The 23,457-nt window shown below is 31.5% G+C and carries 25 protein-coding genes; 7 read left to right on the forward strand and 18 right to left on the reverse strand.

The genetic code is table 11. From position 1 onward, the window contains the following. Positions 1–33 precede the first annotated feature (33 nt). Positions 34–1,182 (forward strand): sensor histidine kinase, encoded by a 1,149-nt coding sequence (locus NAT47_RS00205; RefSeq protein ID WP_250579328.1) that lies wholly within the window; start codon positions 34–36, stop codon positions 1,180–1,182. Position 1,183: 1 nt separating this feature from the next. On the opposite strand, the gene NAT47_RS00210 is transcribed toward NAT47_RS00205, so the two are convergent. The 3 genes from NAT47_RS00210 to greA form a co-directional block, all read right to left on the reverse strand. Then, on the reverse strand, positions 1,184–2,272 hold the full coding sequence (locus NAT47_RS00210) for a transglutaminase domain-containing protein (RefSeq protein WP_250579329.1): 1,089 nt from the start codon (positions 2,270–2,272) through the stop codon (positions 1,184–1,186). Positions 2,273–2,399: 127 nt separating this feature from the next. Next, the gene (locus tag NAT47_RS00215) at positions 2,400–2,789 is read right to left on the reverse strand and encodes an HIT family protein (RefSeq protein ID WP_250579330.1); all 390 of its coding nucleotides are present in this window, start codon (positions 2,787–2,789) and stop codon (positions 2,400–2,402) included. A 49-nt stretch (positions 2,790–2,838) separates the two neighbouring features. Continuing rightward, positions 2,839–3,315, reverse strand: a complete 477-nt coding sequence (gene greA / locus NAT47_RS00220) for a transcription elongation factor GreA (RefSeq protein ID WP_250579331.1) — start codon at positions 3,313–3,315, stop codon at positions 2,839–2,841. Positions 3,316–3,468: 153 nt separating this feature from the next. Here greA and NAT47_RS00225 point away from each other — a divergent pair, with 153 nt between their 5' ends. Next, on the forward strand, positions 3,469–3,891 hold the full coding sequence (locus NAT47_RS00225; RefSeq protein ID WP_250579333.1) for a Rieske (2Fe-2S) protein: 423 nt from the start codon (positions 3,469–3,471) through the stop codon (positions 3,889–3,891). Between the two features lie 54 nt (positions 3,892–3,945). On the opposite strand, the gene NAT47_RS00230 is transcribed toward NAT47_RS00225, so the two are convergent. From NAT47_RS00230 to NAT47_RS00255, 6 genes are all read right to left on the reverse strand, one after another. Then, complete coding sequence (locus NAT47_RS00230) at positions 3,946–6,141, reverse strand: TonB-dependent receptor (protein ID WP_250579335.1); 2,196 nt, start codon at positions 6,139–6,141, stop codon at positions 3,946–3,948. Between the two features lie 270 nt (positions 6,142–6,411). Beyond that, positions 6,412–6,813, reverse strand: coding sequence for an alternative ribosome rescue aminoacyl-tRNA hydrolase ArfB (gene arfB, locus NAT47_RS00235; RefSeq protein ID WP_250579337.1), 402 nt, complete (start codon positions 6,811–6,813; stop codon positions 6,412–6,414). Continuing rightward, positions 6,806–8,341: a DUF4301 family protein gene (locus tag NAT47_RS00240; protein WP_250579339.1), complete on the reverse strand. Its 1,536-nt coding sequence runs from the start codon at positions 8,339–8,341 to the stop codon at positions 6,806–6,808. The genes arfB and NAT47_RS00240 overlap by 8 nt, the downstream gene beginning before the upstream one ends. After that, the gene (gene pnuC / locus NAT47_RS00245) at positions 8,311–8,925 is read right to left on the reverse strand and encodes a nicotinamide riboside transporter PnuC (protein ID WP_250579341.1); all 615 of its coding nucleotides are present in this window, start codon (positions 8,923–8,925) and stop codon (positions 8,311–8,313) included. The genes NAT47_RS00240 and pnuC overlap by 31 nt, the downstream gene beginning before the upstream one ends. Then, positions 8,922–9,638, reverse strand: coding sequence for a phosphoglycerol geranylgeranyltransferase (locus NAT47_RS00250; RefSeq protein ID WP_250579343.1), 717 nt, complete (start codon positions 9,636–9,638; stop codon positions 8,922–8,924). The genes pnuC and NAT47_RS00250 overlap by 4 nt, the downstream gene beginning before the upstream one ends. Position 9,639: 1 nt before the next feature. Then, positions 9,640–10,326: a 4'-phosphopantetheinyl transferase family protein gene (locus tag NAT47_RS00255; RefSeq protein WP_250579345.1), complete on the reverse strand. Its 687-nt coding sequence runs from the start codon at positions 10,324–10,326 to the stop codon at positions 9,640–9,642. 129 nt (positions 10,327–10,455) lie between these two features. Between NAT47_RS00255 and ahcY the strand changes: the two genes are divergently transcribed. Beyond that, on the forward strand, positions 10,456–11,772 hold the full coding sequence (gene ahcY, locus NAT47_RS00260; protein ID WP_250579346.1) for an adenosylhomocysteinase: 1,317 nt from the start codon (positions 10,456–10,458) through the stop codon (positions 11,770–11,772). Positions 11,773–11,898: 126 nt separating this feature from the next. Here ahcY and NAT47_RS00265 read toward each other — a convergent pair whose 3' ends face one another. Genes NAT47_RS00265 through NAT47_RS00275 form a run of 3 tightly spaced genes read right to left on the reverse strand, consistent with a single transcriptional unit; the run spans position 11,899 to position 13,801 of the window. Further along, positions 11,899–12,606 carry a PH domain-containing protein gene (locus NAT47_RS00265; RefSeq protein ID WP_250579347.1) on the reverse strand — a complete coding sequence of 236 codons (708 nt, stop codon included), beginning with the start codon at positions 12,604–12,606 and terminating at the stop codon, positions 11,899–11,901. 53 nt (positions 12,607–12,659) lie between these two features. Continuing rightward, the gene (locus NAT47_RS00270) at positions 12,660–13,022 is read right to left on the reverse strand and encodes an MmcQ/YjbR family DNA-binding protein (protein ID WP_250579348.1); all 363 of its coding nucleotides are present in this window, start codon (positions 13,020–13,022) and stop codon (positions 12,660–12,662) included. A gap of 8 nt (positions 13,023–13,030) precedes the next feature. After that, positions 13,031–13,801: a cyclase family protein gene (locus NAT47_RS00275; protein ID WP_250579349.1), complete on the reverse strand. Its 771-nt coding sequence runs from the start codon at positions 13,799–13,801 to the stop codon at positions 13,031–13,033. Between the two features lie 52 nt (positions 13,802–13,853). Between NAT47_RS00275 and NAT47_RS00280 the strand changes: the two genes are divergently transcribed. Further along, positions 13,854–14,240 carry a hypothetical protein gene (locus NAT47_RS00280; protein WP_250579350.1) on the forward strand — a complete coding sequence of 129 codons (387 nt, stop codon included), beginning with the start codon at positions 13,854–13,856 and terminating at the stop codon, positions 14,238–14,240. Positions 14,241–14,242: 2 nt separating this feature from the next. Here NAT47_RS00280 and hemW read toward each other — a convergent pair whose 3' ends face one another. Together hemW and ruvC are read right to left on the reverse strand one after the other, a co-directional pair. Then, positions 14,243–15,388: a radical SAM family heme chaperone HemW gene (gene hemW / locus NAT47_RS00285; protein WP_250579351.1), complete on the reverse strand. Its 1,146-nt coding sequence runs from the start codon at positions 15,386–15,388 to the stop codon at positions 14,243–14,245. A 64-nt stretch (positions 15,389–15,452) separates the two neighbouring features. Then, positions 15,453–16,007 (reverse strand): crossover junction endodeoxyribonuclease RuvC, encoded by a 555-nt coding sequence (gene ruvC, locus NAT47_RS00290; RefSeq protein WP_250579352.1) that lies wholly within the window; start codon positions 16,005–16,007, stop codon positions 15,453–15,455. 53 nt (positions 16,008–16,060) lie between these two features. Between ruvC and NAT47_RS00295 the strand changes: the two genes are divergently transcribed. Next, a complete protein-coding gene (locus NAT47_RS00295; protein ID WP_250579353.1) occupies positions 16,061–16,987 on the forward strand; it encodes a hypothetical protein in 927 nt (308 codons plus the stop codon). Between the two features lie 7 nt (positions 16,988–16,994). Further along, complete coding sequence (locus NAT47_RS00300; RefSeq protein ID WP_250579354.1) at positions 16,995–18,098, forward strand: glycosyltransferase family 2 protein; 1,104 nt, start codon at positions 16,995–16,997, stop codon at positions 18,096–18,098. A 257-nt stretch (positions 18,099–18,355) separates the two neighbouring features. Here the strand turns inward: NAT47_RS00300 and NAT47_RS00305 are convergent, their stop codons facing one another. Continuing rightward, positions 18,356–18,838 carry a hypothetical protein gene (locus NAT47_RS00305; RefSeq protein WP_250579355.1) on the reverse strand — a complete coding sequence of 161 codons (483 nt, stop codon included), beginning with the start codon at positions 18,836–18,838 and terminating at the stop codon, positions 18,356–18,358. 66 nt (positions 18,839–18,904) lie between these two features. Here NAT47_RS00305 and NAT47_RS00310 point away from each other — a divergent pair, with 66 nt between their 5' ends. Continuing rightward, positions 18,905–19,405, forward strand: a complete 501-nt coding sequence (locus NAT47_RS00310; protein ID WP_250579356.1) for a DUF456 domain-containing protein — start codon at positions 18,905–18,907, stop codon at positions 19,403–19,405. 31 nt (positions 19,406–19,436) lie between these two features. Here the strand turns inward: NAT47_RS00310 and NAT47_RS00315 are convergent, their stop codons facing one another. The 3 genes from NAT47_RS00315 to NAT47_RS00325 all read right to left on the reverse strand — a co-directional run bounded on the left by NAT47_RS00315 (position 19,437) and on the right by NAT47_RS00325 (position 23,456). Then, a complete protein-coding gene (locus tag NAT47_RS00315; RefSeq protein ID WP_250579357.1) occupies positions 19,437–20,705 on the reverse strand; it encodes an NAD(P)/FAD-dependent oxidoreductase in 1,269 nt (422 codons plus the stop codon). Positions 20,706–21,376: 671 nt separating this feature from the next. After that, positions 21,377–22,000, reverse strand: a complete 624-nt coding sequence (locus NAT47_RS00320) for a hypothetical protein (protein ID WP_250579358.1) — start codon at positions 21,998–22,000, stop codon at positions 21,377–21,379. Continuing rightward, entirely contained in the window at positions 21,987–23,456 is a 1,470-nt protein-coding gene (locus tag NAT47_RS00325; RefSeq protein ID WP_250579359.1) for an RHS repeat domain-containing protein, read from the reverse strand. The genes NAT47_RS00320 and NAT47_RS00325 overlap by 14 nt, the downstream gene beginning before the upstream one ends. Position 23,457 lies beyond the last annotated feature (1 nt).

The following is a 23,457-nucleotide window of genomic DNA, read 5'->3' on the forward strand; positions in this document are numbered from 1 at the left end:
GGTTTTTAGTATTTTTACATCAAATCTTGATTCATGCAGTTTTCAGAAAGGCGAAATCTTACTCGTTGGTTTATTATAATCGCATCGTTTTTTATTGTTATTTTAATACTTTGGAATACTTATAATTTCTTCCAAATTTTTAAGAACGAGGAGCGCGCTAAAATGGAGTATTGGGTAAGTGCCCAGCAAACATTAGCAAACGCGAATGAGTATACTGATGTAGAACTTCCACTTCAAATTATTACCAACACTACTTCAATTCCGATGTTTGTTACGGATAGTAAAGATTCAATCATTAATTTCGATAATATTGATGAAACCATCTCAAAAGATACTTTATCATTAAAAAGATATTTCAATTCGATAAAAAATGATAATCAGCCTATTACGATGCATCTTTCTAAGAAAAGTTATCAGTTGGTTTACTATGGAAATTCTCCCTTATTAAATAAATTGAAATATTATCCAATTGCCTTATTGCTTATTATAATTTTGTTTGGTGCTGTGGTGTATAATTTTTATAGGGCTACAAAAATGGCTACACAAAATAAACTTTGGGCTGGAATGGCTAAAGAAACAGCACACCAAATAGGAACTCCATTGTCTTCCCTAATTGGTTGGTTGGAAATTTTAAAAATGGAAAATATTGACGAGAGTACTATTGTTGAAATTGAAAAAGATATTAACCGACTTCAAACTATAACCGATCGATTTTCAAAGATTGGAAGTGAACCCATTTTAGAAAAAAGAGATCTAGTAGAAGATACACTTAAAACGGTTGACTATCTAAAAACTAGGGTATCACAACAAGTTAGTTTTCATTTTGAAGCTCCGGAACATCCAATTTTTGTTGAAATCAATCCAGCTTTACATAGTTGGACAATTGAAAATTTAGTTAAAAATGCGATTGATGCCATGAAGGGTAAAGGCAGTTTAAATATTGTAATTTCTGAACTTGAAGATATTGTAAAAATTAGTATTACCGATTCTGGAAAGGGAATTCCAAAAAATCAATTTATCAAAGTTTTTGAACCTGGATTTACAACTAAGAAAAGAGGTTGGGGATTAGGATTATCCTTAACTAAGCGAATAGTTCAAGCGTATCACAAAGGAAAAATTAAAGTGGCTCATTCTGAAATTGGAAAAGGAACAACCATGCAAATTAGTTACAATAAGTTGTAAACTATTTTACAGGTTTTCCAAACCAATTAGTAGTTACACTGAACATTTTTTTTCTTTCTTTTTTGTTTTTAGAAATGTATTCTTTTACAAACTCATATTGTTCTTGGGCTTGTTTAACAGTTTCGGTAATGGATAATTTAAGGGAGCTATGTGTTGCGGCATTTTCTTTTCCAATACTTCCCAAATTAAAAAAATCTTTCTGAACCTGTTCTAATCGTTCTTTTGGAGTTTGAATCATTTCTGAAAGAATAGCATCAGAGAAAGATGGAGTAAATTCTTTATTTCTGTAAATAATAAAATCGTTTAGCAATACGATAGCAACATTATATTCTTCAACAATTTCATTGAATTTAGTTACGTTTGTATTCATTCGATTTGTATTAAAAACACTTTTCAGATAATTATACTGCTCTAAAATTAGATCGTTAATTATTTCATTATTTTTAATTCTTTCAGCACTTTCAAAAGCTTTATCGACATCTGAAAGTTGAAAATATTTATCAATTTCAGTTTGATAATTGAAATTTAATTTTGGCTTTCCTTCATATGGTTTTCCGTTGTAAAATTCGCGATTGGAAATCGGTTCTTTTGTGAATTGCCATAAATAGTCAAATGGCATATGTGTTAAAATTGCTTTAGAAGGTAACATTTTAAAATATTTGAAACTTATGTTTCTTGTATATTTCCCTTCTTTAACATAACCCGAATCCCAAGTTGGGTCAAAGAGATACCAATTATTATCTTTCATTTTTATTGCACACCAAGCATGGGATAAATTTCCAATTTGATTATTTTGTTTGGTATAACCGGTCACAATTTCACATGAATATCCTAACTTATTTAAAATTGCTTTTAAGAGTTTTGCATAATGTATACAAACTCCTTTTTTGTTAGCTATCGTTTTACTTACAAAATCTTCATCGCTACTAAATAATTCCGTTGAAAAATTATAATTAACATCATAATCTACAGAAGAAATAACATGAAAATAGGCAGCCTTAATTTGTAATTCTTCGTTTGAAAAATTGCTTTTTATATAATCCGAAATCTCTTCAACAGATTTGCTTTTTAATTGAGGAATAGATAACATAGGTTTCTCTACAGAAGAATAGAAACCCTTTACTTGTGAAAAAAGGGAAGTTTGAAAAAAAATTAGATAGAATAGATATTTCATCGTATTTATTTGTTTAAAAAAAGACACCTTTAGGTGTCTTTTTTTATAAATTTGAGTAGATTTCTTTAGCTAGTGTTTGAAACTCTTCAGTTGATAAGCTTGTTTTTCTTTGAAAACGCATGTCGTCCATATCTTGAAGAGGAATTAAATGTACGTGAACATGAGGGACTTCCAATCCTACAACAGCTACACCAATACGTTTGCATTCTACTGTTTTTTCAAGAGCTTTAGCAACTTTTCTTGAAAATTTCATGAGGCCTAAATAATGCTCTTCTTCCATATCAAAGATTTTGTTAATCTCTTTTTTGGGAATGCATAGCGTGTGACCTTTGGTATTAGGGTTCACGTCTAAAAAAGCTAAATAATTTTCATCTTCAGCAATTTTATAACAAGGAATTTCTCCGTTTACTATTTTAGTGAATATTGAACTCATGTTTTCAAGATAAAGTTTTATAGGTCAGTTACTATTATTCTTCTGATAATTAATCGCGAGTAATTTCTAAGATTTCTACCTTTAAAACGCCATTAGGCACATTGATTTCAGCAATGTCGCCAACTGATTTACCTAATAAACCTTTTCCAATAGGTGAAGTAACAGATATTTTTCCAGATTTTAAATCAGCTTCGCTTTCTGCTACTAGTGTGTACTTCATTTCGGTTCCGTTAGCTTGATTTTTAATCTTAACTGTCGATAAAACCAATACTTTTGATAAATCTAATTGAGACTCATCAATTAAACGAGCGTTTGCTACAAGCTCTTCCATTTTAGCAATTCGCATTTCTAACAATCCTTGCGCTTCTTTTGCAGCATCATATTCTGCGTTTTCAGATAAATCGCCTTTATCTCTTGCTTCAGCAATGGCTTGTGAAGCTTTTGGTCGTTCTATACTTTTTAAGTGATCTAATTCTTCTCTTAATTTTTTTAATCCTTCTGCTGTGTAATAAGATACTGTACTCATAACTTCATTATTTATATAAATAGAAAGAATCCCACCTTCATGGGATTCTCTTTTCACAAAGATAGTAAATATTTTAATATTAAATTATGTTCTATTTAATGTTTTGTCAAAAGTAAATAATTAAATTTGTTTTTCAAATGCTGTATAAAAATCATGAAAAAATATTTATTATTATTGTTATTGTCTTTTTTTTTAAGTTGTGACACCGATAATTTCACAAACAATAATCCGTATATTCCTGGTTATGGTTTTAACGTAAATATCAATATGAATTTGCCTCAATTTAGTAATTTACAATTTCCGAGTAATGGTGTTTATATTGGAAATGCAGGAGTAGGAGTTAGAGGGATTTTTGTTTTTAATACAGGAAGTGGTTATGTAGCATATGATGCTGCATGTCCCAACCAGGAACTGAGTTCTTGTTCAACGATGACTTTGAGTGGAATTGACGCTATTTGTCCTTGTGATAATGTACGATATAGTTTGTTTTCAGGTCAAGCCCAAGGAATGCAATATCCTATGAAACGATACAGGGTAGAACAACTAGATGAGTTTTCACTTCGTGTTTATAACTAACAGAAAAGCCTGAAAAAAATAGATATTTCAGGCTTTTTCGATTAACACATGAAATTAAAATTTTAAAGTCACTCCTAAAAGGAAGTTTATCCCTGCTTGTGGATAAAAGCCCGCACCTTCTATTGTGATTGGTGTTGGTCCAGACCAAGTATCTTCATAAGTATAGAAATAACCATTAGATTCATATTCAACATTAAAGATGTTGTTAACTAGGGCTGAAAAAACGACCGATTTGATTCCTTGGTTTATTTGCCAATCGTAGGAAGCATTAAAATCATTCACTAAATAACTATCCAAAATAGATTTTTTTGAATCGATATTTCCCATGTATTGTTCTCCAACAAATTTTGATAACAATGATAATTGCAAACCTTTAACAGGTAAATAAGCTAATCTGTTGCCTGCTACCATACTTGGAGAAAAAGCAATATTGGTATTTCCTAAGTCTTGAATAATTCCATCGCGTTGAAAATAAAAATCTTCGTTTTTATTTTGACTTAATGTAATGTTCGGATTCAAAATTAATTTATCACTTAGTGCTATAACCGATTCCACTTCTAATCCTAAGCGATAACTTTTTCCACTGTTAGTGAAAATTGGCGAACCAACATCATTTAAAGCCCCTGTCATAACAAGTTGGTTGTGATATCTCATGTAAAAAACATTAGTATTTAAACGAATTTTCTTTGAATTGTATTTCCAACCCAATTCATAATCTAGCAAACGTTCTGGTTTTGTTGCGCCACTTTCATAATCATCACGTCTTGGTTCTTTGTTAGCTATCCCAAAATATCCGTAAAAAACATTTTTCTCATTCAACTGAAAATTAATTCCTGTTTTAGGATTAAAGAATCGAAATATGTCATTTACATCATTAAATCTAAAACTATTTGCCTCATAAAAAACCATTCGATATTGTAAATCGGCAAATAAATTGAACTTGTTCGTAATATTGTAAGACGCTTTTGTATAAAAATTCACATCATCTTTGTTGCCGTAATTATCATAATATCGATTAGGAGAAGGAATATAATTTTGGGTCCAAACTACTTCTCCATAATGTAATCCTAAATAGCGATTGGCTGCACCTCCAAGTAAAAAATCTGTTTTACTATCTCTATAGTTTAAAGAAAAAGTAGCTCCAAAAAAATCATTATCTAGCCAACGTTTTCTTACCAAATCAGAAATTGAATTTCCGTTAAAAGCAGGCAAATAGTAATCCGTTAAATCTTCATCCTCTTTGTATTGTTCAAAATAACCTTTTCCAATTGTGTAATGTAAAGCCGCATTCGAAATCCAGTTCTCTGACCATTTTTCTGTCCAATGCAATTGAAAATGATTTTGCCAATAATTATCAGTTTCATCATCATAGAATTGCATGTTACCGTTTTCATCAAAATACATTCCGGCAGGATTAAAAGTTCTGTCGTTTCTTAGTTTTTCAGGATCTTCAATTCCGTACCAAGCTTGATAGGTTTTCTCTTTTCCTCCAAACGCCATGAATTTCACAAGAGTTGACTCTTTAACATAATTGGCATTAAAAAAGTAGCCAAACATATTTGATGAAGCCCTATCGATAAATCCATCCGAAGCAATGTTGGAAATGCGCCCGTTCAATTCAAAATTGTTATGCAATCCTGTTCCAAAAGCCAATGTGTGTTTTCTGGTATTAAAACTTCCGAAAGAATTTGCAATTTCAGCATACGCTTTTTCTTGATAGGATTTGGTTGCCATGTTTAAACTCGCGCCAAAAGCTCCGGCTCCATTAGTTGAAGTTCCTACTCCTCGTTGTAACTGAACACTTTCTAATGAAGAAGCAAAATCAGGCAAATTCACAAAAAACGTTCCTTGGCTTTCACTATCATTAAAAGGAATTCCGTTTAAAGTTACGTTGATACGAGAACCATCAGAACCACGAACTCTCATATACGTATAACCTACACCATTTCCAGCGTCAGTTGTACTTACGACAGAAGGCAAATATTGCAACAAAACCGGCACATCTTGACCTAAATTTCTTGGCGCAATTTCTTCTTTGGAAACATTTGTAAATGTAATTGGATTTTTGTCTTTTGCTCTTACAGATGAAACGGTTACTTCTTTAAGTTTTGTAGCTTTCAAGCTGTCTTTCTGAGTTTCTTGTGAAAAAGAAGTAAAAGGTAAAAGGCAAAAGGTAAAGGGTAAAAGGCTACTAAAATAGCGACTTTTTATTTTTGGCACTAAGCCATTTTTTTTGAATAAAGTTTTCATTCGTATAATAAATACGAATAAAAGGGGTAATTATTCTTTTGTTAAAAATTAAATTGATACTCTTAGACGCCAATAAACGTGCACATTTACTTTTGTCAAATCCCTAAACAGCATTACCTGTTCTAGGTTCTATGGGTATGATCTCAGCTCGTTATTTTGAGCACCCCTTTGAGACAGTGCAAAGATAAAGCAATATCAATGACAATTACAAGAACAATTTTAATTTAGCACATTTTTATTGAACTTGAATTTTGAACTTGCCATTGAAATTTAAAAGTTTGGTTTTTTCCTATTTTGTTTCAAAACACTCATTACTTTTTTTGCATTCAGGCGTTTTTCTTTTACAGCTCTTGGAATTTTTGTTTCTTTTCGCTCTTTAGGAACCACCAAAGCGTTTTCTAGCAACTTAAAACATTTCTTAATGACTTTTTCTTTGTTTTTTAGTTGACTTCTGTCTTCTTCACTTGTTAAAATTAGGATTCCTTGTTGCGTAAGTTTAGTTGCAATTTTAGTTTGCAACAATGTTTTTTCCTCTTCTGTTACTCCTTTTGAATTTATCAAATCGAAAGTCAATACTACTTTAGAAGACACTTTGTTTACATTTTGTCCTCCTGCTCCACTGCTTCGAACCGCTTTAAATGAAAATTCCGACGAAATAATTGATTTATCCATTATCTGGTTGGTGTGACGATTTTAATAAATCATTTACAGTTTTCACTGGATTGAATGTTTCTAACGGAACCTCAACAAAAATAGTAGTCCATTTTGCCATAGCACCATTCCATAATCCAGGAAGTTCAAAAGCTTTAATTGGTTTGCCGTTTTTTGTTTTTTCTGTAATAAAAGCCGTTTTTGGATCAATAAATTGGGTTAAATCAAACTTTTCTCCTTTGAAGTTTTTGACTCCACAAACGATATCAACAGGATTAAAATGTGTAGCTTCTTTTGCTATATTTTTTTGCGATTTATTATTCAAATCTATTTGAGAAGATTCTACAATTTGTAACGTTTGACGTCCTTTTTCATCTTGAACCCAAAATGGCCCTCCGCCAGGTTCGCCTTCATTTTTAACCATTCCACAAACACGAATAGGTCGATTAAAAACTTTGATTAAATATTCAATTTTGAATTTGGTTTGAAAAAAATTGAATTCTTCTGGCAACGGAAAAGCCATTTTACTTTCTGCAAAATCTTTTATTTCCGTAATTTGAGTCTCGGTAACATCGCCACTAGAAAGCAAATTAAGGTATTCGAAAATTTTGAATTGCATCCAAAGTAAAACACCTCCTAGCAGCTTCTTATTGGTTTCAATAACTTTTTTGTGATTTTGGGAAACGTTATCAATATTTTTTATAAAAACAATATCCGATTGTAATGCGTTTAAGTTTTCGATTAAAGCACCATGTCCGCCAGGTCTAAAAAACAATTTGTTGTCTTCTGTTCTAAACGGAATATTATTTTCGTTAACCGCCAGAGTATCTGTTGATTGGTCTTGATAGGAAAAGGTAATATCAAAATCTGGAAATAAATTGGTAAACTTTTCAAAGTCGGATTGAAATTCTTTATTAATCGTGAAATGAATTTTTGTCTTTTGATTTTCTTTTTTGAAAAAATCGGCTTCAAAAATATTTTCTTCAATTGGAGTTATGATTTTCTCATCTCTCTGATGAAAAGGCAAAATACCTTTTGGTTTACTAGCAAAATCTAATCCTTCCTTACTTAACAAAGTTTTTATTAAGGCATAATATTTTGCGTCGCTTGACAAAGAGTAATAATTAGGATGCAATTGAATAGTTTTTTCCTTCAATTCTTTGTAAAAAGGGAAATTTTTCAATCCAAAAATAAAAATCGATACATCTTTAGCATTTTGCTTGTTGATATAACTATTTATGGTATCATTTTTTGGATCAAAATCGTTCAAAAACTCATTCAAAAATTTGAACATACGAGTAGCAGCACCTGAGGCAGGTACAAACTTTTCGATGGAATAATTCGATTTGTGTTTATCAAAATAAGAAACAAAATCGTTTATTTCTTGTTCAGAAAACTTCCAAATTCCATCTCCAACTTTTGCAGATCGAACTAGGTTAATTTTGGGAATTCCTTGGATAAAAAAATCCAACTGTTGTTGAATTTTATGGATTGAATTTCCTCTATTTTGTATGTAAATTAAATCGTCTTCTGTAAATATTTTTTCCATTCTCTATAGCCCAAAATAGCAATAAACGTAAATAGTATAAATTGAAAACTCGAAAAGGTTAAGCCCTTATAAAAATACAATGGAATCGAAATGATATCCGCTATAATCCAAAAAATCCAGTTTTCGATTTTTCTTTTGGCCATGAGCCACATTCCTACGAAAAACAATCCCGTAGTGAGTGCATCTACATAAGCCGTCCAATGAGTAAATTTATCAAAAAAATAGTAAATTAAAGCAACAAACGTTAAGGTAATTAAAAAAATAAGTGATGAAATCACAAATTCTTTTCTACTAATCGTTGAAATAGGAAATTCTTCATGTCCACCTTTTGTTTTAGACCATAAATACCATCCTAGAAAACTCATAATCGAATAGTAAATATTGATAATTAAATCACCATACAATTGAAATTTATACAAAATATAAACGAAAAGAATCGTGCTTACTAGGCCTGTTGGATAAACTAAAATATTATTTTTCTTGGCAAACAAAACACTAATCACTCCAAAAACGACAGCAATGAATTCTAATGCTATTAAGTAAGCAGGATAGTCTTTGTATTGATCGAATAAAAACGCTATCATATGCCAAAAAAGTTTGGATCATTTTCAAAAGCGGTTCCAATCACAACCAAATCAGCACCCGCATCATATAGTTCTCTTATGGTTTTTATAGAACGTATACCGCCTCCAACAATCAAAGGAATTCGAATATTTTGAGATACATAGTGAATCATTTCTAACGGAACGTGTTGGTTTGCTCCACTTCCTGCTTCCAAATAAATCAGTTTTTTGCCTAGGAACTCTCCTGCTTTTGCTGTTTTATAGGCCAATTCGATATTGTCTTGTTCAATTGGTTGGGTTTGACTTACACGTTGAACCGCAGTTTCTTTTCCTCCATCGATAAGTAAATAACCTGTTGGGATGATTTCTAAATTTGATTTTTCTAATGCTTCAACCGAATTAATATGATGTTCAATTAAATATTCTGGATTTCTTCCTGAAAGTAAACTTAAGAATAAAATACCATCGGCTTCATTAGAAATTTGGGATGGATGACCTGGAAAAATTAAAATAGGTAATTGTATTTCATTTTTTAATAATGCAATCAAATCATCTAAATGCGTTCCGCTAAAAGTGCTTCCGCCTACAAAAATATGAGTTGCCGGCGAAGCCTTAATTTTATCTGACAAAATCGAAACTTTTTCTATCGAAACTTTTTCTGGATCGATTAAAACAGCCAATAATTTTCGATTATCGTTTTTAGCTTGAAGTATGTGCTGAAAGAGATTTTGCATTTTAATTGTTTGGGAAAGCGCAAACAAAGATATAATCTTCTATTTGATAAAAGTGGATTTGAAACTTTTCTATTGTGTTATTAAAATGCAATTCAGCCGAACATGTTCCATCACGTAAATCAAATTCGTTTTCAAAAATATGCTTTGGAAAACTGATTCCTTTTTCGTTCTTTATTTTGAAAATCGACTCTTTTATGCCCCAAACCACCGTTGCCTTCTCCATTTGTTCCAGAACAGAAAGATTTTCCAAATGCTTCACTTCCATGAATCTAGGTGAAATTTTTAACGTTTTTTCTTTAATTTTTTCCAAATCGATTCCCATCGGTTCGTCACTTATACAAATACAAGAGAACTCATGCGAATGCGAAATGGAGATGTGTTGGGTGATAGGTGTTAGGTAATGGATGTTGGGTTCGCTTTTACCTTTGTCCTTTTTCCTTTTGTATTCTAAATGAGGTTTTCCGGCTTCGTCATATGTTAAATCATAATCGGTGTAACCTAAATGTTGTAACAACATTCGAACCGCTAAAAACCCTTTTTGATGTTCCTCCGACTTCATTCCTTCTAGGCGAAATAAGGAAGTGTCTTTGAGTGAAACTGTTCTAAATAAAGAGGTTACATCTTCGGTAATATGCCAAAAATAAGCAGTTGTAGTATCGTTGATTGCGATTGATTTAAAAAATGGCATTGATATTTAATTGTGATTCAAATGATTAGCAAAATAAACAATTCACAAAATTTTAAACATTATTTAGAAAATAGAAACTTATGTTGTAACTTTGCACCCTCAAATTTAAAAAATAAATTGATAAAAATAATGAGTACAAAAACAATTCCATATGTACCATACAAAGTTAAAGATATTTCTTTAGCAGCATGGGGAAGAAAAGAAATTCAATTAGCAGAAGCTGAAATGCCAGGTTTAATGGCTTTAAGAGCAGAATATGGTGCAAGCCAACCCTTAAAAGGAGCTCGTATTGCTGGATGTTTACACATGACCATTCAAACAGCAGTGTTAATTGAAACATTAGTTGCTTTAGGTGCTGATGTTACTTGGTCTTCATGTAACATTTTCTCTACACAAGATCATGCTGCTGCTGCTATTGCTGCTGCTGGAATTCCAGTATATGCTTGGAAAGGAATGAATGAAGAAGAATTTGATTGGTGTATTGAGCAAACTTTATTCTTCGGAGAAGAGCGCCAACCATTAAACATGATTTTAGATGATGGTGGTGATTTAACTAACATGGTTTTTGATAGATATACTGAATTAGTTGAAGGAATTAAAGGTTTGTCAGAAGAAACTACAACTGGAGTTCACCGTTTATACGAAAGAATGAAAGCAGGTACTTTATATATGCCAGCTATCAACGTTAACGACTCTGTTACTAAATCTAAATTTGACAACAAATACGGATGTAAAGAATCTGCTGTAGATGCAGTTCGAAGAGCTACTGACGTAATGTTAGCAGGAAAAAGAGTAGTGGTTTGTGGATACGGAGACGTAGGAAAAGGAACAGCAGCTTCTTTCCGTGGTGCTGGTTCTATTGTAACGGTTACTGAAATTGATCCAATTTGTGCTTTACAAGCCGCTATGGACGGTTTTGAAGTAAAAAAATTAGATACTGTTATTGCTAATGCCGATATTGTAATTACTACAACAGGAAACAAAGACATCGTAGTAGGTCGTCATTTCGAAGCTATGAAAGATAAAACGATTGTTTGTAATATTGGGCACTTTGATAACGAAATCGATATGGCTTGGTTAAACAAAAACTATGGCAATACTAAACAAGAAGTTAAACCTCAAGTTGATATTTACAACGTAAACGGTAAAGAAGTTATTATTTTAGCTGAAGGACGTTTAGTAAACTTAGGTTGTGCTACTGGACACCCAAGTTTTGTGATGAGTAATTCATTTACTAACCAAACGTTAGCTCAAATCGAATTATGGACCAATAGTGCCGCTTACAAAAATGAAGTATATATGTTACCAAAACATTTAGATGAAAAAGTAGCAGCCCTTCACTTAGCTAAATTAGGTGTTGAATTAGAAACTTTAAACCCAGAGCAAGCTGCTTACATTGGAGTTGAAGTTCAAGGTCCATTCAAACCTGAATATTACAGATACTAATTGTTATACTGAACTCGTTTCAGCATCTCAAAATATTTCAAACCCTTGCAGCAATGTGAGGGTTTTTTGTATAGTTTTCTAAAAAAAAGAAACCCAACATTTCAAATGTTGGGTTTTTAATTTTTCTTACAAATATTTCAAAATTTCACCTTTCAATCTATCATATTCTCCTTGAAGGATTAATCCATTATCTAATAATTTTTTATAGTTCTGAAGTTTCGCAAACAATTCGTCTTGTGATAAATGTGACAATCCTTTTTCTTCTGAAATAGGCGCTTCTACTTCTGTATCACGAATAACATCGTTTGGAGTTGGCATGATTTCAGCAAAATGCGTTACTTCTTCCGTTTGAATTTCCTCAACAACTTCTTCTTGAACTGGTGATTCAATTGGAGCTTCTGCTTTAACTTCTTCTACAATTGAAGTTGCTACTTTTGGATTTTTCAACAAATCCAATTGCTCTTTAGCGTAAGTATATAATTTTCGCGCTTGATTTTTTGGCAAATAATCAACCGTGTGTGTTAAATCAGAATTAGTTGTAAAAGTGAAATCAGCACCTAAAATGCCTTCTTTTACAAATGAACCTGCGATATCATCCCAATCGTAATCAATGAATTCCATTGATAATCCTAAGTTTTTAGGCTTACACAAAATAATACGTTTATTGGTCACCACAATGCTATCTGGAAAAATAGTTACAGCAGGTTTTTTCTGAACGGCAATATATCCTACTTCTTCATTCGACATTAAAAGATTCTCCAATTTAGCCGTGATTTTCTCAATAGCTTTTGGATCTTGATCTTCGTTTAATATTTTTTTTAAGTTGTCTATCATGATAGTTACTTTGAATTTTCTTATTTACTAGCACAAAAGTAATGCCTAATTTTCTATTCTTGAATTTCTTGTTGCAGTTTTTTCGTTAAACTTTTGAAAACAAGTTCATAGGAATGATTAATCAATTCACACATCATTTTATCGGAAACATCACCGTGAAATCGAACCGTATTCCAATGTACTTTACTCATATGATAACCAGGTTCTATCGCTTCATATTCCGCTCGAAGTTCCAAAGCACGTTCCGGATTGCATTTTAAATTTAACGAAGGCGTTCCTTTTTCCCATTCGGATAATGAGGTTAGGCAAAACATTTTTCCACCTACTTTAAACACCAACGTATCTTCATCAAAAGGAAAATGTTCGGTAACGCCTTTTTTAGATTGACAGAATTCGTATAGTTGCTGGATGTCCATTTTCGTAATTACTTTTCAATTTTATACAAAACAGGTTTTGATGGTGAAGCATCATTTTCAAACGACGCAAATTGTAAATTCAAGATATAGCTTCCGTCTTGAATTTCTTCATTAACGTAAATCATTTCGGTAATTGTACAATTAAAACGAGCATCTTCATTAACTTGATTCACATCTTTTACATTCCAAAACGCTTTATGTGCTAATAATTTTCCTTCGTCGTGTTCTTTGTCGACACTTGGCAAATCGACAAGCAAATGTTGAATTCCTTTTTCTTTAATAAAAATCGCAGCAGCTTCTTCCAAATAAGGAGGATTTGTATTGGAATAATTCAGATGCTTTTTGCTTTCTGAATTTGGCAATGTTCTGATGATGATTGCTTCTGGCGAATTTCCTCCCAATGCTGATTCAATTTGCTCTTTTGTAATAACTAAATCTTCCCCAACCTTTTTTGGCTCCACCGAAATCAATTCCGCAGTAAAGAAAAACTGCTTTAAACATTGATTTATTGAATAAAAATCGAGGGTAATATGCCCCAAACATTCCGTATGCGTGCCATGCGCGTGCGGATTGAAGAAAATATTATTAAAGTTCGTTGACGATTTCCCTTCCGAAACTTTCCCTATCCAATCGCCCATTTTTACAGGTTCGATTACAGGCGCATTTTGATACCAAGCAATCGGGTTTTGATTATCATTTGTTAGTGGAATCGAAATATCAATTGGTTTTGACAAGTCGATTTGGAAGGTTGAATTATTATGAATAATTGTTGTTTTCAAAACAATATTTAATTAAATTTACACTGATATTGAGACTTTAAAGATACACAAAATGAAGAAATATTTGATTGTTTTATCGCTTTTATCCTCCTTTTGTTTGTTTTCTCAGATAAAAACAGATACTATTCAATATTATCTTCAACCTGTTAAACCCAATTTCAATTGGAATAAAAAAACAGATTTTTTCAATTTCAACCAATTGGATTTATATACAAAAACTGATTTTTCTATCTATAATAGAGCAACATTGATGAATGATAATTACTCCATTTATAATGGAAAATTTGAGTATAAAAACTCCATTTTAATTCCAGAAAATATGTTTTTCAATTCAAAACTAGATTCTTTTAATCCTAATGGTAATGGTACAATTGAATTTGGAACCAGTCTAATCATTGGAATTTTAAATTTAGCAGAAGGCCTATTTCAATCAAAATAAAATTATAAATTCAAAAGAAACAAATCACTAGCAATACCATCACTCAAAAACTTTCCTTTTTTTGTGGTTTTTAATACAGTCTCGACTTCGCTCGACTTGACAAATTCTAATAATGCTTGTTCTATGTGTTTTTTTGATTGATTCAATAAATAATCCAAATAGGTTTTCCCAAATTCTTGTTCGACTTTTTCTAGAGAAACACCCCAAATCGTTCGCAAACCCGTCATGATATATTCGTTATAACGGTCGGTTTTGGTTAAAGTTTCGATTTCAATTGGCAATTTATTTTCTTGAATCGATTTGATATAAAGTGAATTATTAGAAATATTCCAACCCCGATTTTTTCCATCATAACTGTGTGCTGACGGGCCAATTCCGATGTATTTTTTACCTAACCAATAACTCGAATTGTTTTTGGAAAAATAGTTTTCTTTTCCAAAATTCGATAATTCGTAATGAATGAATCCCTTTTCCGAAAGTTTATCCACCAAAATATGAAAATGTTCCTGTGCCACTTCATCATCAGGTTGCGGAATAATTCCTTTTTGAATAAACGAATGCAAAGCGGTTTTAGGTTCGACCGTCAAGGCATAACTCGAAATATGCGGAACACCAAAAGACAAAGCGGTTTCGATGTTTTGCAACCATTTTTCGTTACTCATTTCTGGAATTCCGTAAATCAAATCAATGGAAATATTATCAAAATATTGTGTTGCCGTTTCCAAACATTTTTTAGCTTCTTCAGCATTGTGTGCGCGATTCATCATCTTCAAATCATCTTCAAAAAATGATTGAATTCCGATTGATAAACGGTTTACAGGCGTATCGGCTAATTGACGAATTGTCTCCTTATTTAAATCATCAGGGTTTGCCTCAACCGTAATTTCTGGATTTTCCACTACTTTATAATTTCGATACACTGCATCAATCAAAAATCTCAAATCTTCAATCGACAATATCGAAGGCGTTCCACCACCAAAGTAAATCGTTTCTACAATCTCATCTTGAAACTCACTTTTTCGCATTTCAATTTCTTTAGCTAATGCCAAAACCATTTCCTCTTTCTTCTTCATGGAAGTAGAAAAATGAAAATCACAATAGTGACAAGCTTGTTTGCAAAAAGGGATATGGATGTAGATGCCACTCATTTTTTATTTGTATTCAGTCGCAGTCTCAGTTTACAGTACTGAGACTGAAAACTGAGACTGAAAACTATTTTTTTATTCTCGATTCATTCTGTTTTACAAAAGCATCCCAACCCGAATAACTTTTCCCCACTTCAACTCTTCCCGAATTGAAAAAATGACAAACAGCTGCTGCCAAACCATCGGTTGAATCGAGGTTTTTTGGTAATTCTTTTAAACCTAATAGTTGTTGGAGCATTTTGGCAACTTGTTCTTTGCTGGCGTTTCCGTTTCCAGTAATTGCCATTTTGATTTTCTTAGGTTCATATTCTGTGATAGGAATATCTCTCGAAAGTCCGGCTGCCATGGCAACGCCTTGCGCTCTTCCTAATTTCAGCATCGATTGTACGTTTTTTCCAAAGAAAGGCGCTTCAATCGCAATTTCATCAGGATTATGTGTGTCGATTAGTTCAATAGTACGTTCAAAAATGACTCTTAATTTCTGATAATGGTTGTCGTATTTAGACAAAATGAGTTCGTTCAACTGTAGAAATTCCATTTTCTTGTTGACTACTTTGATTAATCCAAAACCCATAATCGTTGTTCCTGGGTCGATTCCTAATATGATGCGTTCGTTTGCCAATTATTTAGTTTCAAGATTAAGGTTTCAAGTTGAAAGTTTTGTTTCTTTGCAACATGATTACAATTCCTCACAAAGCTAAGCAATTCCTTGTTTTTACCATCAAACTTTTGATTGTAATTGGAGCGTTTTATTTTATTTACGACCAAATTGCCAATAATTCAAAGTTAGAATGGAGTAAATTTCAGACTTTAGTTTTAGAAAAAACTTCGATAACAACCATCATTTTTATTTTATTGTTTAGTGTTGCGAATCGTTACTTCGAGATTTTAAAATGGCAAAACTTAGTCACTTTTATCAAACCAATTTCCGTTGGTGAAGCAAGTAAACAAGTTTTAGGGGCTTTAACTGCAGGGATTTTCACCCCAAATGGTTTAGGAGAGTACGCAGGAAAAGCCATGTTTTTCAAAAAAGAACAAACTAAAAAAGTGGTGTTTTTAAACCTGATTTGCAACGGAATTCAAATGATTTTGACTATCATTTTCGGAACTATTGGATTGATTTTAATTGGATATTGGAAATGGGCTTTAGCGATTATTGGAATTGCAATCGTATTATTTTTTGCTTCAATTCTTTCGAAAAACATTACGATTAAAGGTTATTCTATTCAGAAATTGCTTCATAAAATCAACGAAATTCCGAAGAAGATTCACCGAAAAAATATTTTATTAGGAGTTTGTCGTTACTTGGTTTTCTCACATCAATATTATGTTTTGTTTTTGGTTTTTGATGTCGATTTACCTTATCTAACATTGATTAGCTCGATTGCGGCAGTTTATTTTTTAGCTTCTTCGTTACCGAGTTTTCAATTTCTAGATTTCGCCGTAAAAGGAAGTGTGGCGATGTTTTTCTTTGGAAAATATGGGATTAACGAATGGATTGTAATTTTCATAAGTACGTTAATGTGGTTTTTGAACGTAGTTTTACCTGTAGTGATTGGAAGTTATTACGTAATGCGATTTAAGTTGAATACTTCAAAATAAATTCATTATGCTGGAATTAATTCTCGGAATTGTTTTTTTTGTTTACATCTTGTTTATTGGGCAATTGATTTATGGATTTCTTCAAATGAAACGATTTTCTAAAAAAGAATTCACTCTAAAAACAACCTTTTCAATTGTAGTTTCGTTTCGAAATGAAAAAGAAAATCTTCCGAATTTATTGCACTCGATTTCTTTATTGCATTATCCGAGAGAATTGGTTGAAGTTATTTTGGTGGATGATGATTCTGAAGATGAATTTAGAATTCAGAATTCAGAATTTAGAATTCAAATAGTAAAGAATATTCGTAAGTCAAATTCCCCAAAGAAAGATGCCATTGAAACTGCGATTCAAGTTACCAAAAACGATTGGATTATTACTACCGATGCCGATTGTTTGGTTCAGAAAGATTGGTTGACGATTTATGATCAATATATTCAAAAAAATGAAGTGGAAATGGTGGCTTCTGGCGTTTGTTATGTTCCAAAAAATGGCTTTTTATCGGCTTTTCAGAATTTAGATTTCTTGAGTTTACAAGGCGCTACCATTGGAAGTTTTGGAATTGAAAAACCTTTCATGTGTAATGGAGCCAATTTTGCGTACTCAAAAACATTTTTCAAGGAATTAAATGGATTCCAAGGTAATGAAACTATAGCGAGTGGTGATGATGTTTTTTTACTTCAAAAAGCGGTTTCAGCTGCTCCAAAGAAAGTTGGATTCTTGTTAGCCAAAGAAAGTATCGTAGCTACAAAACCAGTAGAAACTTGGACTGAATTGTTTCAACAACGTGTTCGCTGGGCTTCTAAAAGTACGGGATATTCTTCTGTTTACGGTAAGTTGTTAGCGCTTGTAGTTTTTGTCGGGAATCTGGCTTGGATAGTGAGTTTTTTGCTTTGGTTGACAAGTGTATTAGACCAAAACATTTTCATGCTTTTTGTCGCTTTGAAATTTCTTATCGATTTTATCTTGATTTACAAAACCGCAAATTTCTTCGAATCGAAATTACAATATGTGTTAGCGAGTAGTTTGCTGTATCCGTTTTTTAGTGTTTCAGTGGCGGTGTATTCTTTGTTTGGGAATTATAGTTGGAAAGGAAGAAACTTTAGGAAATAATTAGCTCGAAAAGACAAAATAAGCAAAGTTTTCGGAACACAGATTTATGAAATTGGAGAAATTAATAAATCTCGACTTCGCTCGATTTGACAAAATAGTACAATAGTTACTAATTGTTTTAACGTATAAGTCATGTAATTCTTTTGAAGTGGACAGCTTTTTCAAATTAAGTTCCGATAAGATTTTAAAAATTATTGAAATTTCTTAAATCTGTGTTCCTAACTTGAAATTGAACTTGAAATTGATTTTGCCCTTGCTTACTTCTCCATTTTGATAATCACGGGAAGCACAAATTGTGTTTTTACTTTCACGCCTCTTTTAATGGCTGGTTCTACTTTTGGAAAATCGGATAATCTGGAGGTTAAAATACTATCGATTTTTGTTTTATCTGCTAAGGCGATGCTGTCGTTGGGATATAGAGTTTCAAATTGCAAACTCGAATCGGGATTTACAGTAATTTTTACGTTGATAGTGTCGATTTCTGGATATTCAACACGTAACGTATCAATTCCTATTCGTTCTTGAATGGTTTGTGCTATATAATCGAAGAAACATTGTTTTTTTATTTCCGCATCTTTTATCGTATCACATTGCAAAACCGACGGAAATTCATCCACTTCACTCCAATTGATTTTTTTCAATTCTTGTTCCAATAGTTCTCTCTCATCAGGCACTTGTTTATCGAAGTACTGACAAGAAACCATTGAAAATAAAAGAAGTAAAACAGAAAATAATTTCATTAGTTGATTTTTAATGTATCGTATGAAAACAAAGTTATAAATTTGTTAGACAATAACTAAAATCTTATGGAATACTTTTTATTGATTCTGGGTTTCATTTTAATGATAATTGGCATTTTAGGAAGTTTACTACCTGCTTTACCAGGACCGCCAATAAGTTGGGTTGGGGTTTTACTGCTTTATTTTTGTCAAGGAATCGAAACCAATTATTGGTTACTAGGAATTACTTTAGTAATTGCTATTGTGATTGGGATTTTAGATTATGTGATTCCAGCACAAGGCACGAAATACTTTGGCGGTAGTAAATACGGAATATGGGGAACGAATATCGGTTTAGTAATCGGCTTGTTTTTTCCTCCTTTTGGGTTTTTGATTGGGCCTTTTTTAGGAGCTTTGATAGGCGAACTCATTTACAATTCAAACGAAGGAAAACGCGCTTTTAAAGCTGCTACTGGTTCGTTCTTAGGTTTCTTGGCGGGAACGTTTATAAAGTTTCTAGTGAGTTTACTTTTCTTAGGATTGTTTTTAGTTGTTGTTTGGCAGAATAAATCAATATGGTTGAAATAAAAATTCCTGAAGTAATTCAGGAATTTTTTTCTTATATTTTTTCTTTTGGTCTAATAATGATACGAAGTGATTGATCTTTTGTAAAATAGGCGATAGCCCAATTGTATAAAGTTTGTAAACGATTTCTGTAATTAACTAACGACATAATGTGAACAAACAACCACATAATCCATGCAAAAAATCCGTTAAAATGAGTGTTTCCTGGAATATCAGCAACAGCTTTAGCTCTACCGATAATTGCCATTGAGCCCTTATCTTTGTATTTGAAAGATTGTAAAGGTTTATTTAAGGATATATTTTTAAAGTTCTGTGCTAAGTTTTTTCCTTGTTGAATTGCTACCTGTGCTACCTGTGGGTGACCTTGCATGAATTTTTCATCAACATTTTCCATGATACAGGTATCTCCAATAGCATAGATATTTTCGGTGTCTTTAATTTTGTTAAATTCATCTACAATAAGTCTTTTTGCTCTGCCGTAAGATGTTGCTGGAATACCATCAAATGTAATAGCAGAAACTCCAGCTGCCCAAATTAAATTTTTAGTTTTAATATAACTTCCGTCTTTAAAAGTTACAACTTCACCATCATAATCTACTACATGAGTGTTTAATTTAATTTGAACACCTAATTTTTTTAATGATTCTAACGTATATTTTTGTGATTTTTCACTCATTGGAGAAAGAAGACTATTCCCTCCGTCAATTAAGTAAATCTGCGTTTTTCTTACGTCATTCAATTCTGGATATTCTTTTCTGATGATGGTTTTGCTCATTTCTGCAAACATTCCAGAAACTTCAACTCCCGTAGGACCACCACCAACAACTACCATTGTAAGTAATCGCTTTTTTTCCGCTTTATTTTTAGTGATGGTGGCTTTTTCGATACGTTGTAATAAGATATTACGCATGTTAAGTGCGTCATCTAATGTTTTCATGGGAATGGCGTGTTTTTTTACATTTTCCATCCCAAAAAAATTGCTTTGTGTGCCAGTTGCAAAAACTAAGTAGTCATAACTAAGTTCGCCATTATTTAGTTTCAGTTTGTTTTCTGAGGAAATGACTTCTACAAATTCTCCAAGCCAAAAACGAATGTTTTTATTTTCTTTTAATAATTTTCTAAACGGATAACTAATAGAGGAGGGTTCTAGAAAACCTGTAGCAACTTGATATATCAAAGGAGGGAAAAAATGATAGTTGTTTTTGTCAACTAACGTTATTTTGAAGTTTTTATTTTTCGACAATGAGTTTGCCAAATTTATACCAGCAAAACCACCTCCAATAATAACAATATGCTTCTTCATTTTAGATTGCTTTAAACACTAACAAAGGTATTTTTAATTGTACAGAATTGCTATACAATTAACATAATCTAAACAAAATTTGATGCCTCATAAAATCAAAAAAGCCCTGCATCAAATGCAAAGCTTTTCATTGGTCTAACTACTAAACCTTTTGGTACTTTCGTACCTAAACAACACAACTATTTTAAATATTGTAAGAGGGCAAAAAAGCCTTTCTTATTACGAAAGGCTTCCTCTAAACTGGCGGTCTGGACGGGACTCGAAGAAACTCAATTTAGCATAACAAAATTAATCCTTCACAGAGTTAGCAATTTAATTGCTCCCTTTTTAGAGTTTTAAAACAAAAAAGAATCCTAACTTTTAACGGTTAGGATTTCTTGTTTTTACTATTAAAAAAACGGCATTTCTGAATCATACATCAATGCCGTTTATTTTTTTGCGAACTAGTTAACTAATCCTATTTTAATTTAGGTTTATAATAGTATTAATGCTTAATCTGATTCATCACTACTATACAGCTCATCTTTTTTACAATTATTTTTAATTTTGTTTGATTATCAATTTGTTAAACATCAAAAAAGTGCTCATCACTAAATCTGATACATTACCAATAAATTATGAATTTTTATTTGGAATAATCATAGTAATCGGGGGGGGAAACATTACCTTAATTAAAAGACAATAAATTCATCAAAACAAGATTTTAAACATGGATATTCCTTATAATCTATTAATCTCTCAGATTTCAAACCTTTATACATGCATAACAAGTCAATATCTTTAATGTGATGTTTCTTTATAATAGACTTGAAACTTATTTTTTTATAATTTTTATAGTAATATTCCTGTATGTTAAATAATAAACTTATTAAATCATTTCCGTTAAAACCAGCTATTCTATATGAAGTCCCTTTTTCAATATCAAAAACTAAAACTAATTTGCCATCGCATTGGTTGTTATAAAAAAAACTATTTACATCAAAATTATATGGTGTTAAATCTTGATTTGTATTAATAACATTTTCATTATTTAATAACAAACATTTAACTATATATTTATTTGGCAAATTATTACTTAAATCAGTTATTTTTAATTTAATATTATCTTTAAATAAATTAAAAACTGAATCATTTTTTATAGAAACTGTATTCATACTTCCTTCTGTAAGAATATACTCCGACGTTTTTTCAATGTATATCCATTTTTTAAAAATATGCTCATAATCAATATTTTTTTCATTTTGAGAAAAGGCAATAAAAGATAATAATAAAAATAAGGTTTTAATATTTACCATAATTATAAAAATTTGTTTGAGGAATAGGGTAATATTTTTTTAAATTGTTGTAAGCTTCTTGCCAATCCATTGCTGATTTTGATTGGGTATGATTTCTATTAACTGGTTCTTGACAATCATGTAAAACTTTACAAGCATCAACATATTTTTGTTTAAATAAAGCTAAACCAAATATGTGTCCGATCTCATGGCTTAATACATCAGAAGGCCTTACATAAGGTTCAATAGTAATTTTAACTATATTATTTATTAACATACCATCTTTAAAAAAAAATTTATTTTGTGCTTTTTCTACTCCATTATCGACCCTACCTGAATAAATAATAATTTTTATTTCATTTTTAACTCCATTACCATCAGTGTAATTTAATAATTCAGCTTCTATATAACCCCAAGGATCAATATTCATGAAATTATTAATATGTGCTTCAACTGCTTGATATTTTTTATCCTCTGTTTTAAATATATCTTCTAGCTTTTCTAGATTATCCCTACTCTCTTTATATTCTTTCCAATCTTTTTTATTACTACCAAAATCTTCTTCTTTAAGATTCCTATTTGAATAAGAACTATTAAATGCTTCTTCTGCACTTGTAAAATTACGCAAAGCAGCTTGTCTAGATTGCTGATGGCCATTAATAATTCTCATCCCATCAGGATCTATAAATCTCATTGGGCTATTCATAACGTAATTATATGGAGACCATCTACGATATTGCTCCGCCAACGGGTCAATATTCATCCATCTACCTAGAGCAGGGTCGTAATTCCTTGCTCCATAATCATACATATTAAGCCCTAACTCGTCTTGCAATTCTTTACCGTTGTATTTATACTTGTAAGCACTACTATAACCATCAGGTAATTGTTCTATGTTGATAAAATAATTAGCCCCATCTTCTACTTCAACAAACTCATATTTTGTGGTGTTGTAGCTGGTGTGTTTTAAACCAAATGGGTAATAGTGGTTTTCTTCTAATATTTTAAGAACGTTTATATTACTTGGATCTTGAGCATAACTTAATCTAATATTTCCTAAATGGTCAGTGTAGTTAAACACGTAATTAAAGAAATAAAATTGTATTTGCCCATTTCTACCAACATTTCCAGTTACTTTTACATATCCTTCTGCATGTGGGAAAAATTGTAAAACACCATTTTCATAATGAAAACCACTTAAATAATCTGTAAGTGTTTCATTTTGAAATTCATCTTCAACTAATTTGTTTATTTTTTGACCAACCGCATTGTAAAGATAATAAATTGTTCCGTTTGTAGTTCCTGAAAATATTATTTCTGTAGGTAAATTTAAATGATTGTATATGATATTATGAATTTCTTTATTGTTATCTATTTTCAAATTCCCATTTAAATCATACTTATAATCATCACCACTTGAATTGTAATTATCTTTAAATCCTTGTGGACTTTGACTAGGGTCATCTACTTTTAACAAC

It is taken from the genome of Flavobacterium fragile (assembly GCF_023634865.1).
Lineage (GTDB): Bacteria > Bacteroidota > Bacteroidia > Flavobacteriales > Flavobacteriaceae > Flavobacterium > Flavobacterium fragile.